The 12,440-nt window shown below is 70.1% G+C and carries 9 protein-coding genes; 5 read left to right on the top strand and 4 right to left on the bottom strand.

All coding sequences use genetic code 11. The annotated features are described in order from the left end of the window. Window positions 1-132: 132 nt before the first annotated feature. On the top strand, window positions 133-1,038 hold the full coding sequence (locus PV396_RS18425) for a ricin-type beta-trefoil lectin domain protein (protein WP_319205854.1): 906 nt from the start codon (window positions 133-135) through the stop codon (window positions 1,036-1,038). Between the two features lie 338 nt (window positions 1,039-1,376). Here the strand turns inward: PV396_RS18425 and PV396_RS18420 are convergent, their stop codons facing one another. Next, on the bottom strand, window positions 1,377-1,502 hold the full coding sequence (locus tag PV396_RS18420; RefSeq protein ID WP_319205853.1) for a hypothetical protein: 126 nt from the start codon (window positions 1,500-1,502) through the stop codon (window positions 1,377-1,379). Window positions 1,503-1,834: 332 nt separating this feature from the next. Between PV396_RS18420 and PV396_RS18415 the strand changes: the two genes are divergently transcribed. From PV396_RS18415 to PV396_RS18405, 3 genes are all read left to right on the top strand, one after another. Further along, entirely contained in the window at window positions 1,835-5,242 is a 3,408-nt protein-coding gene (locus tag PV396_RS18415) for a S8 family serine peptidase (protein WP_319205852.1), read from the top strand. Window positions 5,243-5,507: 265 nt separating this feature from the next. Continuing rightward, complete coding sequence (locus tag PV396_RS18410) at window positions 5,508-7,769, top strand: hypothetical protein (protein WP_319205851.1); 2,262 nt, start codon at window positions 5,508-5,510, stop codon at window positions 7,767-7,769. A 22-nt stretch (window positions 7,770-7,791) separates the two neighbouring features. Continuing rightward, complete coding sequence (locus PV396_RS18405; RefSeq protein ID WP_319205850.1) at window positions 7,792-8,202, top strand: DUF5955 family protein; 411 nt, start codon at window positions 7,792-7,794, stop codon at window positions 8,200-8,202. 102 nt (window positions 8,203-8,304) lie between these two features. Here PV396_RS18405 and PV396_RS18400 read toward each other — a convergent pair whose 3' ends face one another. Continuing rightward, window positions 8,305-9,183: a DUF4394 domain-containing protein gene (locus PV396_RS18400; protein ID WP_319205849.1), complete on the bottom strand. Its 879-nt coding sequence runs from the start codon at window positions 9,181-9,183 to the stop codon at window positions 8,305-8,307. Window positions 9,184-9,580: 397 nt separating this feature from the next. On the opposite strand from PV396_RS18400, the gene PV396_RS18395 reads away from it, so the two are divergent. Then, on the top strand, window positions 9,581-10,384 hold the full coding sequence (locus tag PV396_RS18395) for an SGNH/GDSL hydrolase family protein (RefSeq protein ID WP_319205848.1): 804 nt from the start codon (window positions 9,581-9,583) through the stop codon (window positions 10,382-10,384). Window positions 10,385-10,413: 29 nt separating this feature from the next. Here the strand turns inward: PV396_RS18395 and PV396_RS18390 are convergent, their stop codons facing one another. Together PV396_RS18390 and PV396_RS18385 are read right to left on the bottom strand one after the other, a co-directional pair. Then, window positions 10,414-10,761, bottom strand: coding sequence for a hypothetical protein (locus tag PV396_RS18390; RefSeq protein WP_319205847.1), 348 nt, complete (start codon window positions 10,759-10,761; stop codon window positions 10,414-10,416). 46 nt (window positions 10,762-10,807) lie between these two features. Then, window positions 10,808-12,376, bottom strand: a complete 1,569-nt coding sequence (locus tag PV396_RS18385) for an FAD-dependent oxidoreductase (RefSeq protein ID WP_319205846.1) — start codon at window positions 12,374-12,376, stop codon at window positions 10,808-10,810. Window positions 12,377-12,440: the final 64 nt, after the last annotated feature.

The raw sequence follows: 12,440 nt of genomic DNA, 5'->3' as shown, positions 1-12,440 counted from the left end.
TTTGTTCGGCGTGTGCTCTAGCCTGACCCCGACGTCGGCAGGAAGTGCGCGCCGAGTCGCTCTCAGGCAAGGAGTTTCCGAATGGCTACTCATCGTTATAAATCCCGGTCCGCGCGATGCGGGTTGGCAGTGATGTCTCTCGGACTGATAGCCGCCGGGGCCGCGATATTCACCCCGGCGGCATCGGCCGCCGTCTCGACCGCCGCCCTTCGGGGAGCTGATTCCGGGCGATGTCTGGATGTCCCCGGCGGAAAGGTCGAACCTGGTACCAAACTCACGCTGTGGGACTGCAACGGCGGCAGCAACCAGCAGTGGTCCTACGACACCGAAGCCAAGACGCTGGGCGTCTTCGGAAACAGGTGCCTGGACAGTGAGAACAGCAGCGCCGCCAACGGCACACCCGTCGTCATACGGGAGTGCACGGGCGCCGCCACCCAGAAGTGGGACGTCGTCTCCGGAGGCACCGTCAAGAACGCCGGGCTTGGCCTGTGCCTCGACGCGGACAATCTGGGCGTCACCAACGGCACCCCGATCCAGCTGTGGTCCTGCAACGGGGGCGGCAACCAGCGGTGGAGCGGGATCGACCCGGCCGCACCGGCCACACCGCCCACGCCGGTCGACACCGGAACGCTGACCGCGCTGGAGAAGCAGGCGTTCGACAACGTCAACGCGCAGCGGACCGCCAACGGCTGCGCGGCACTGGTGATCGACGCGAGCCTGCAGAAGGCCGCCCACAACTACGCGGCCGAGATGGTGTCGACCCACCACTTCTCGCACACCTCGACCGCTGGAAAGACCCCCTCCGACCGGGCCAAGGACGCGGGCTACACCCGCGGCGGCGTCGGCGAGAACATCATGATGGGCTTCGCGGGCGACCCGAACGGCGTGGTGAACAACCCGACCTACGGGTGGATGAACAGTTCCGGCCATCGCGCGAACATCCTCAATTGCGGCTACACCCGGACCGGTATGGGATACGACGCGGGGAACATCGACCCGAATTACGCCGACGGTTCGTGGGTGCAGGTATTCGGCTGACGCCGAGCGAGCCGGCAATGAGTCAGCTTTGAGCCAGTTGTGAGGAGGCCGGGCGGCCGACGCGTTTTCGACGGCCGCCCGGCGGACCGCCGCTCCCCCCACCCGCACCCGATCCGCGAAATGCGGAAAGGCTGACGGCACGACCCCGCCCACAGTCCGCGCCCACGTCGCGGCAGCCCGTCGAGCCGGTCCCGCAGCAGGATCGCCGCCCCGCACCGCACACAGGCCGGCGCGAGCGCGAGCGCGGAGAACCATGTCCTGGTCGTCGACGACACTCACCGAATCGTCATACCGTCCCGCTTTCCCTTCGCTGTGGTGTCCTCGTGGGTTCGGCACGGTCAGTGGGCCCCGAGGCCCGCCACCGACGCGAGCCACCGCGTGGCGATCAGCGCGGCCACGGCCGCCGTCGTGACCAGGGTCAGATGCCGGTTCGTGCGCCCTGCGCGTGCTGGTGCCTTCGTCATGGCCGCCTCCTCTTCCGTCCCTGCCGTCCGCGCAGCCACGCGGGACCGGTGAGCCCAATCTGCTGCCCCGACGGCCATCGGCACATCGGCCGAACGGCCGGGACCCGAGGACCGAAACCGTCTCTGTACTGGCCGAATGGTGGAGGAGGGGATTCCGGGCCGAGTCGTTCACCGGTCCTCCCCTCGGAAACCACCCGGATCCTTGTTCCAACCCGACGGCACCCCGGCTCGTCTCTAGGCGCAGCCGTCGAAAGCACGCACGACGGCCCCCGTCCGATGCCGAAGTGTCAGGAGTTCAGGTGGAGTTACGTACGAGACCGAAACGTGCGGCAGTGGCGGCCGGGGTGGCCTCCACGGCCCTTCTGCTGGCCGGAGTGCCGGGCGCGGAGGCCCAGGACACGAGCGGCGCGACCGGCGCGACCACCGTCAGGATCGCCGACGCGGCCAAGGCGGCCGAGACGTTCGGCACGGCCAAGACCGTCAGGACGGTGACCCTGGTCACCGGTGACCAGGTCATGCTGGACGGCGCCGGAAAGGTCACCGGCGTGGTCCGCGCCGAGGGCCGGGAGAAGGTGCTGTTCTCCGTCCGGGTGGTCGCCGGACACACCCAGGTAGTCCCCGGCGACGCCGAACTGCTGCTGGCACAGGGCAGGTTGGACGCCCGCCTGTTCGACGTCACCCAGTTGGTCGCCGACGGCTACGACGACGCCCGCCGGGGCGACGTACCGCTGATCGTCACCTTCCGGGGGAAGAAGGCGCCCTCGATGGCCCCGCTCACCGGGGCCGGGGCGAAGATCGGCCGGGCGCTGCCGGTCGTCAACGGCAAGGCGGTGCGTTCCGCGAAGAAGCGGGGCGCCGCGTTCTGGGACGCCGTGACGGGCGCGAACCCGACGAACGACGGGGCGACGGAGTTCACCGCCGCCACCGCCGTGGAGAAACTCTGGCTCGACGGCAGGCGCAAGGCGAGCCTCGACAAGAGCGTGCCGCAGATCGGCGCGCCCACCGCCTGGGCCGCCGGTTACGACGGCACCGGCATCAAGATCGCCGTACTGGACACCGGAATCGACACGGGCCATCCCGATCTCACCACCCAGGTGATCGCCGAGCAGGACTTCACCGGTTCCGCGTCCGGCGCCGGCGACAAGTTCGGCCATGGCACCCACGTGGCGTCCATCACGGCCGGCACGGGAGCCAAGGCGGCAGGGAAGTACAAGGGCGTCGCCCCCGGAGCGAAGATCCTCAACGGCAAGGTCCTCGACGACAACGGCGGCGGCTACGACTCCGGGATCATCGCGGGCATGGAGTGGGCGGTCGCACAGGGCGCCGATGTCGCCAACCTGAGCCTCGGCGGCCAGGACATGCCCGGCATCGACCCGTTGGAGGAGACGGTCAACCGGCTCTCCGCCGAGTCGGACACCCTCTTCGTCATCTCGGCCGGCAACGAGGGCGAGGCCGGCGAGCACACCGTCGGCTCGCCGGGCAGCGCGGATGCCGCGCTCACCGTCGGTTCGGTCGACAAGACGGACGCCCTCGCCGTCGACTCCAGCCGTGGCCCCCGGGTCGGCGACGGCGGGGTCAAGCCCGATCTGACCGCCCCCGGCGTCGACATCACGGCCGCCGCGGCCGCCGGCAGCAAGCTGGAGGAGTGGTTCCCCTCCGACATCCCCGGCTACCTCACCATCAGCGGCACCTCCATGGCGAGCCCGCATGTCGCGGGCGCCGCCGCGCTCCTCGCCCAGCAGCATCCCGACTGGACCGGCGAGCGCATCAAGGCGGTCCTCACGGGCTCAGCCAAGCCGGCCTCGTACAGCTCCTTCCAGCAGGGAACGGGCCGTACCGACCTGGTGCGGGCGCTGGAGCAGAACGTCGTCACCGAGCAGCAGCCGCTCGACTTCGGTGTCCAGCAGTGGCCGCACGGCGACGACGTCCCGGCGACCAAGCAGGTGACGTACCGCAACCTCGGTACGCAGCCGGTCACCCTCGATCTGTCGGTCGACGCGGCCTCGGTGGACGGCAAGCCCGCCGCCGAGGGCATGTTCGCCGTGTCACCGCAGCGGGTCACCGTCCCGGCGGGCGGCGTGGCGAGCGCCTCGGTCACCGCCGACACCCGCGCCGGCACCGCCGACGGCTCCTTCGGGGGCTCGGTGGAGGCGGTCTCGGCCGACGGCAAGGTGCGGGTGCGTACCGCGGTCGGCGTGGAGCGCGAGGTGGAGTCGTACAGCCTGACGCTCAAGCACCTCGACGAGAACGGCGAGCCGGTCGGCGACGCCGCCACCACCGTCTCGGACTTCGACGGCAGTTTCTACGCCAGCTACGCCGACGAGAAGGACGGCGAGCTCACGGTGCGGCTGCCGAAGGGCGACTACACCCTCGACGGGGTGATCCACCCGTCCGTCGAGTCCCCCACCCACGCCATGCTGGTCCAGCCGAAGCTGACGCTCGACAGGGACACCACCGTCACCGTCGACGCCCGGCAGGCACGGCCGGTGGACATCACCGTGCCCGACGCGGCGGCCGAGAACACCGAGGCCACGGTCGTCTTCCGGCAGGAGCGGGGCGCGGGCCTGAACCCGTCCCTCATCCAGTACCTCATGCCGACCTTCGCGGGCTCGCGGGTCGGCCAGCTCGGACCCGATCCTGCCGCCGGCCAGGCGTACGCCGTGTTCGCCGGGGACTGGACCCGCGAGGACGCCCAGGGCCGCCCGGTCACCTACCACCTGGGCTGGAACCGCCCGGGCCGGCTGGACGGCTTCGCCGCCGACGTCAAGCGCGGTCAACTCGCCAAGGTCGACCTCCAGGCGGGCGCGCCCGTCGCGGGCAGGCGTGTCCAGGTCGAGGTGGCGCCGCACACCCCCGACGGCGACCTGATCTTCACCGACCACGACCTTCGTGGCGAGCTGCCGCTGCGCACCACGGACTACGTCCTCGACAACGGCGTCAAGTGGTCCTTCCGCGCCTGGCAGGTACAGGGCGAGGGCGAGGACAAGGTCTGGGACAACTTCCTGATGCGGCTCCCGCGGACCTGGAAGGCCGGGCAGAACTACACCGAGCGGTTCAACGTCGGTGTCTTCGGCCCGGTCGCACAGCCCGCGGACAGCCCCGGACCGGATCGGGCACTCCCCGGAGTCGTGCGGTACGGCAACGTCATCAGGGCCTTCGTACCGCTGTTCGGCGACGGCGCCGGGCACTGGGGCATCAGCAGCTACACCGCGGTGAGCGCCAAACTGGAGGCGAACGGCAAGGAGATCCCCGACAACTACGACACGCCCCCGAGCGTGGACCTCACCGAGTACACGGTTCCGGCCGAGGACACCACGTACCGGCTGACGGTCGACAACTCCCGTGACCCCGCGGTGTATCCGGTCAGCACGCGCGTGCGTGCCGAGTGGACCTTCCGCTCGGCCACCACCCCCGAGGAGGAGTCGACCCGGCTGCCCCTGTCGGTGGTCCGCTTCTCGCCCGAACTGAGCCTGTCCAGCACGGCGAAGGCCGGCAAGCCGTTCTCGGTGCCGTTCACCGTCGAGGGCGCGGCGGCCGGACAGCGGCCCGCGAAGCTCGCCTTCGAGGTCTCGTACGACGACGGCGCCACCTGGCAGCACGCCAGGGCCGTCGGCGGTACGCACCTGGCGCTGACCCACCCGGCCACGGCCGGCTCCGTCTCCCTGCGCGCGAAACTGACCGACCGGGCGGGCAACACGCTGGTCCAGACGATCGACCGCGCCTACCTCACCACCAAGTAGTCCTTCGGGCCGTACGTCGAGTCCCGTTCGTGGCGGTTCACCACCGTCCGGACGGGACTCCTCGTTGTTGCGCAACTGCCGTACGAGGTAAGCCGGTTCACGGGTTCCGCTCCCTTTCGAGAGGGGATAGCCATAAGGTGCGGCCACAGGTCGCGGGGGCAGGCGACGGGGGGAACGCCACGTGTTCATGTCTCGACGGAGTGCGTCCGGGGGCAGATCGTCCTCGGGCACACGCATCGCACTGCTGTGCCTGATCCTTCTCGTCGTGGGCAGTCCCTGGGGCCAGGACCGCGCGCACGACCTCTACATGGCCCACCTCGAGAGCGAGACCACGCGCTGGCTGGCCGAGGGCCTGTTCGTCCCGAGGTGGGACTTCTCCACCGACACGTACATCGACTACGCCGGCTCGAACATGCTGGTCATCCAGAACATCAGCGTCGTACTGCTGCTCGTCGGGCTCGCGTGGGCGCTGTCGCGGTCGCGGGCCCGGGGGACGTCCGGCTGGGGTCGCTGCCTCCTCGCCGGGGTGCTGGTGTCGGTGGTCGTCTCCCTGGTGCGCTGGTGGATGCTGGACAACTTCGTCGACGGACTGGGCCTGTCGACCGCCGGACTGCGCTACGAACTCCTGCACTCCGCCCTCTCCTTCGGCCTGATGAGCGGCGTCCTTCTCGCGCTCCTGACCGTCGGCCTGCCGCGCGTGCACACCACCGGGTCTGCGGGCGCCACCAAGACGCTGTTCCGTCCGAGAAAGGGAGATGCCGCCATGACGACGACCCTGCGGGCGAACATGCCGGTCGGGAGCGTGCCGGGTGATGTCACCCGGTATCTGTGCGCCGCGGCCTACGTCGACGAGGAGTTCGCCGACCGGGTGGTGGAGCAGGTGCTCGCCGACGAGGTCAGCGCCGTGGCGCCCTCGCCCGGCGTCGACCTGGTGGCGGTGGCCCACCACTGCCTGGCCGCACAGGAGATCCGCCGCCAACGCGACCTGCGACTCGCGGGGGCGTTCGCGGTCGTCGGGGTGGTCGCGCCTCTGTGGCTGCTGTTCTGCGCGATGTTCCTGGCGTTCACCTCGAGCCTCGGCCGCTCCCGGGAGAGCCTCGCCACCCGGGGCCAACGCCAGCCCGGCAACAGGGCGTTGGTGAGCACGGTCGTCACCGCCGCGGTCGTCGTGCCCTTCTCCTTCCCCCTCGGCTCCACCATCGCGTCCCTGCCCGTCCCCGGGTTCATCAGCTGGCTGCTCGGCGCCTACCTGGGCGGGATCCCGGCCGTCCTCGCGTCCGTCGGCGCGGTGGTGTTCGCGTACGTGACGGTCGTACGGCACGAACTCGCCGTCGACCAGCTGCTGCGCACCACGATGACCCGTGCCGCGTTCGCCCGGCGTCGGCTGCCGGCGCTGCCCCTGAAGCAGTGGATCGTCAACCGGATGGCGGTCGTCAAGGAGGCACGGGACGGCAACGTCACCGTCTACAGCGGGTACAGACCGTTCGTCGGCTACTCCACGGCCGCCTCCAACTGGTCGATCGCCGTACCGCTGCTGCCCTCGGACGACCGCGTCGAGAAGAGCCCGCGGTCCGGCGGGCCGGTCCCCTTCGACGTCGTCGAACTCGTCGCCCACGTACGCGAACACCTGCGCACGGTCGCCGCGCGCGACGGCGCCGGGACAGTGGACGACACCCCGAAGTCCCCCAAGTACCCCGTGTCCCCGGCGCGTTCGGCGTCCGCCGAATCCCTCGGGTCCCTCACCATCGAGGACCGGGTGTTCGTGGACGGTACGACCATCGGCGACGACCCCCGGTTCATGACGACCGCCGGCCTGACACCGGCCATGCGGCTGTCGGCCGAGACGGTCGAGAAGATCATGCTGCGGCCGACGGGCGCGGTACGCCACCATCTGGCGGTCCATGTGCCGTTGTGGGGCGACGACGTGGTGCCCAGCGTGTTCCTGCACTTCTCGACCGAGGGCAGAACCCTGCACCTGTACTGCGGCAACCATGTGCTCGGCCCGGTGGGCGCCCTCTACCACGTCGTGGACCGGCTGCGGGACCCGCTCACCCCGGAACGCCAGCGCGGACTGCTGGCCGACGGCCTGGACCGCACCGGCCCGGCGTTCTTCGCCGCGCCCTCCCGCGCACTGCGCCAGGCCCGCTTCGAGGCGCGGCGCACCCGGCGGATGGCGGACGAACTGACCGCCATGCAACAGGACCCCGTGTTCGACTACGGCGCCCGGATGAGCATGCGGGAGATCGCGACGAGCCCCGTCTACCAGAACTACTTCCAGGTCGTGGACGCCAACCGGGTCACCTCGGCCGTGCAACGCCACACGCTCGCCGCGATACGGGAGTTCCTCGACGCACGCGGCTACGACACCACCGACTTCCGCGCCCAGCAGCAGACCATCCTCAACCAGGGGGTCATCCAGCAGGGCGGGACCAGCATCATCGGCAACCAGGCGATCGGCGCGGGGGCCAGCGCCACCCAGAACGTCGCGCGGCAGAGCGGTCCGGCCGCCGCCGGTGCCCAGAAGTAGCGTCAGAAGGAGGCGTTCCGCGATGAGCGGCAGCAGCGAGGTCGACCGTCCCCATCCGCCGGTCAACAACGGCCTGGTGATCAACGGCGGCACCCAGTACGTGGGCAACCAGGCGATCGGTGACCGGGCCCAGGCGTTCTCCGGCACGGTCGCCTTCCAGCCCCAGGACCCCGAACAGACAGCAGCCCGTACGGCCGAACTCCTCGCCCTGGTCGAGCGGTTGCTCTCCGAACACCGCGACTCGCTGTCCGACCCGGAGGCGACGACCCGTGAACTACGGCGCCTGCGAGAGGAACTCGACGAGGAGGAACCCCAACCAACGGTCCTGCGCCGCGCCCTGACCCGCCTGACGGAGTTCGTCCAGCCGGTGACCCCACTGGCCGTCGCGGTGGGCGAACTGGCGCAGACGGTACGGGGGGCACTGGGGGCGTGAGGGGGCGGGCGGTCCCGGACTGGCCCGAACGCCGTACTCGCCGCGGTCCGAGAACAGCCGGACCGCGGCGAGGAGGTGGTGCCGGGCGCGTGCGGCGGGGTGTCAGCTGCCGCTGATGGTGATGGTGAAGTCCGTGATGGGGACCAGGTTCGGGAACGTGCCGATGAGCGTGGGCGAGCCGGTGAGGATGTCGATGCTGTAGAAGGACGCCTTGCCGCCGTACGGCGTGAGGGTGGCGAAGGCGAGGTTGGAGGTCGTCTTGCCGTTGGTGGTGGCGCTGAAGATGTCGTAGCCGGCCTCGAGGTTCGCGTCGAAGCCGAGCAGGCCGGTCGCGACGAGGTTGCCGGCGTTCGGAGGCGACTGGATGGTGATCTGGTCGTTGTAGGTGTCCACGTTGGTGAGCGTGGTGCCGGTCGAGCCGACCAGGTCGTTGTTCGTGTACGCGGCGCCGGTCACGCCGACGGCGGCCGTGGTCGCCGGCGGGATGTTCAGGTTGCTGTCGGCGACCGTGGTGCCGTCGTTCAGGTTGTGCCGCAGGTTCTGGCCGTTGTTGCTGATCACCCGCAGCCGGTCGGCCGCCGGGTTGAAGTCGATGTCGAAGGACGTGCCGTAGAGCGCGACCTTGAGCTGGGAGACCTTGGTGACGACCACGTCGGGGGTGGTCGGCGGGGTGGTGATCGTGTAGATGCCGCCCTTCTCGCCGAGCCCGTACATGAGGCCGTTCTGCACCCGGTGGTCGATCCCGACCAGCTTGGTGTCGCCGCTGAGTCCGGTGACGTCCTTGACCCAGTTGAGGGTGTTCGGCTTGTCGGTGGTGAAGCTGGCCATGGTCGTGCCGTCAGCGGTGATCCCGAACGCCTGCAGCGTGGGGGTCGCGGTGACGGCGGCGGTGCCGGAGCCGGGCGAGGTCACGATGAGCGCGGTGGCCGCGGACACGACGGCGACCGCGGTCGCGATTCTCTTCCGGGTCCCGGATTTCATCGCCTTCAGCATTGTTGCCTCCCGTTTTATTGGTCAATTCCTGTCCGAAGCGGTCTCTTTTATTAAGTCCGGGCAGCTGCGCCCTCACAAGGGAACCGGGTGAGAAGAACGTTCCGCGGCAGGAATTTTGCGCACCATGACAAACGCGCAGCCCGCACCCCTTCACCGATTCACCCGAAGTGACATGCCGCTCGCCCGCGGGCCTCTGACCCGCGGTGCAGGAACGAGGGCAGACCTGGGACACCCGTCCGCCAACTCCGGCTCCATATCGCCCACTTGGAGTCGACCGGACCCGAATTGCCCGACTGGTGACCGGCCGTACGATCCTTCTCCCCACGCATTACGCACCACGAGCCGATTCGGGCTCGACGATCCAGAAGGAACCCGAAAACACACCATGCGCAGATTCACGTCGGCTGCTGTGGCAGCCCTGATGGCATTCGTCGGTATGGAAGCGGGACTGGGCGCCACCGCCCAGGCGGCGGGAGAAAAGGAATACGTCGCCCTCGGCGACTCGTACTCCTCCGGGGTCGGCGCCGGCTACTACGACACATCGAGCGGCGACTGCAAGCGCAGCCGGCTCAACTACCCGGCCCTGTCGGCGGCCGCGCACGCGGACTACCAGCTGAAGGACGTCTCCTGCAGCGGCGCGACCATCGCGGACGTCCGCGCCAACCAGTTGTCCGCGCTGAGCAGCGGCACCGACCTGGTCACCCTCACCGTGGGCGGCAACGACGCCCAGTTCGCGTCGGTGGTCGAGGCGTGTCTCACCCAGAGCGACAGCTACTGCGGCACGGCCACGCAGTGGATGTCGTACTACGCCCAGAACCAGCTGGTGACCGAGCTCGCGGGTCTGTACAAGGACATCAAGACCCGGGCGCCCCAGGCCGAGATCGTGGTCCTCGGCTATCCGCAGACCGTCGCCGCGACCGGCTCCTGCGGTGCCATCGACCTCAGCTCCGCCAAGCGCACCTCCATGAACGAGCTGGCCGACGCGCTGGCCGAGGGCACCAGGGCCGCGTCGGTCAAGGAGCCCGTCACCTTCGTCGACATGCGGGCGACCTTCAAGGGCCACGAGGCGTGCGGCTCCGACCCGTGGATCAACGGCGTCGACCTGACCGACCTGACCTCGGTCTTCCACCCCAACCTGGCGGGCTACTTCAACTACGCGGCCGCGCTCAACAACGTCCTGGACTCGTGAGTCCGGGCCGCTGAGTCCCGACTACTGAGTCAGAAACCGCCCTGCGGAGGGATGTCCGGTCGCACCAGGCGGACCTGTGCGGCCGGTATGCGGGCGGGCAGGTAGAAGTATCCGTGGCCGTTGTCGAGGAGCAGTTCCTCGTCGACGCCGTCCACGGCCCAGAGGTCGGCCGGCCCGCCGGTGTTGTTGATCTGAAGGAAGAAACCCGCTGTCTCCTCGGTGCAGACGAAGATCCCCTCCACCTCGGGGCCGCGGCTGCCGGCGATTCCCCGGGCGGCGCCCATCCGGGTCCAGTCCAGGCCATGCCGTTCGATCGACCGCCGGTTGAGCACGGACGAGACGTGGAAGAACTTTGATTCGTTCAATTCGTCGAACACGCCGGGAGTATAGGAGGCAGTGGGGCTTCCTCCGCAGGTCGGGGCGTCAGCCGTGCGGGTCGGCGCCCGCGCCGGGCGTCTGCGGAATGTCGCGCTTCTCCAGGGGGCGTACGGCCGGCCCCTGGAGGATCCGGCCGTCCGGGGCGAAGCGGGAGCCGTGGCAGGGGCATTCCCAGGCCTGTTCCGCGTTGTTGAAGGCGACGATGCAGCCGAGGTGGGTGCAGCGGGCCGAGACGGCCTGGAGTGAGCCGCTCTCGTCGCGGTGCACGGCGCACTGGTGCCCGCCGAGGCGCAGCACCGCGCCGTGGCCCGGCGGGATGTCGCCCACCGCGGGGGCCGTCATGGTCGGCAGCCGGTCGCCGACGAAGTGCCGGGCCACCTTGGCCTGGTTCTTCAGGAACGACATGCCCTCGCGTACGACGGGCGCCAGCCGGCGCGGGTCGTACAGGCCGCTCCAGTCGGTCGACAGGCCGTTGATCTGGTCGCTGAGCAGACGGCCGGCCATGATGCCGCCGCTCAGGCCCCAGCCGCCGAACCCGGTGGCCACGTAGGTGTGCCGGCTGCCGTGGTGGAACGGGCCGACCAGCGGTACGGAGTCGGTGGAGTCGTTGTCCTGGGTGGCCCAGCGATGGGTGAAGGTGAGGCCGGGGAAGCGGTCCTCGGCCCAGGCGGACAGCCGGGCGAACCTCTCCTCGACGTCGGCGGTGCCCGGGGTGAAGTGTTCCCCGGTGACGATCAGCAGGCGTCTGCCGTCGCCGTACGGGGCGCTGCGCATCGAGCGTGTGTTCTGTTCCGGCGTGATGTACATGTCGCGCGGGGCACGGTCCTCGTCGATCGTCGCGGCGACGACGAGTTCGCGGCGCGGGCTGAGGCGGGTGAAGAGGAGGGCCCGGTCGAAGACCGGGTAGTGCGTGGCGATGACGACCTCGTTCGCGCGGACCGAGACCCCGGCGTCGGTGCGCAGCACACAGGGTTCGCCCTCGGTGAGACCGACGACGCGTGTCCCCTCGTAGACCGTGCCGCCGCGTCGGCGCAGGTCGTCGGTGAGCGCCAGCAGGTACTTGCGGGGGTGGAACTGGGCCTGGCCGCCCACCCGGACCGCGCCCGCGAACGCGAAGGGCAGGTCGGCCTCCGCCTCGGTCACGAACTCGGCGGGCAGGCCCGCCTCACGTGCCGCTTCCGCCTCCGCGCGCAGTTCCCCGACCCGTTCCGGGTTCTCGGCGTAGGTGTAGGCCGCCGCCTCCTCCCAGTCGCAGTCGATGCCGAGTTCGTCGACGATCCCGGCGGCGTGCCGGATCGCCTCGGACTGCGAGCGGGCGTACAGGTGTGCGCCCTCGGGGCCGCGGGTGCGGCGCAGACGGTCGTAGATCAGGGTGTGCTGGGCGGTCAGCTTGGCCGTCGTACGGCCGGTGACGCCCGCGGCGACCCGGTCTGCCTCGAGCACCGCCACCTCGCGGCCCTGCCGGACCAGCTCCCAGGCGGTACTGAGCCCGGCGATGCCTCCGCCGATCACGGCGACGTCGACGGTGAGGTCACCGGCGGGCGGGGGAGCGGGGGCGGCGCCCGGCGCGCTCTCCAGCCAGTAGGAGCCCTGGATTCCGGTTTCGGGGTTCATGGCGGCCGAGTGCCCCCGGGGCCGTCCGATACGCGCCGGCATCGGGATCACGTCGGGATCACAT

The organism is Streptomyces sp. ME02-8801-2C, assembly GCF_033793965.1.
Lineage (GTDB): Bacteria > Actinomycetota > Actinomycetes > Streptomycetales > Streptomycetaceae > Streptomyces.
This window is presented reverse-complemented; position numbering and strand designations above follow the sequence as displayed.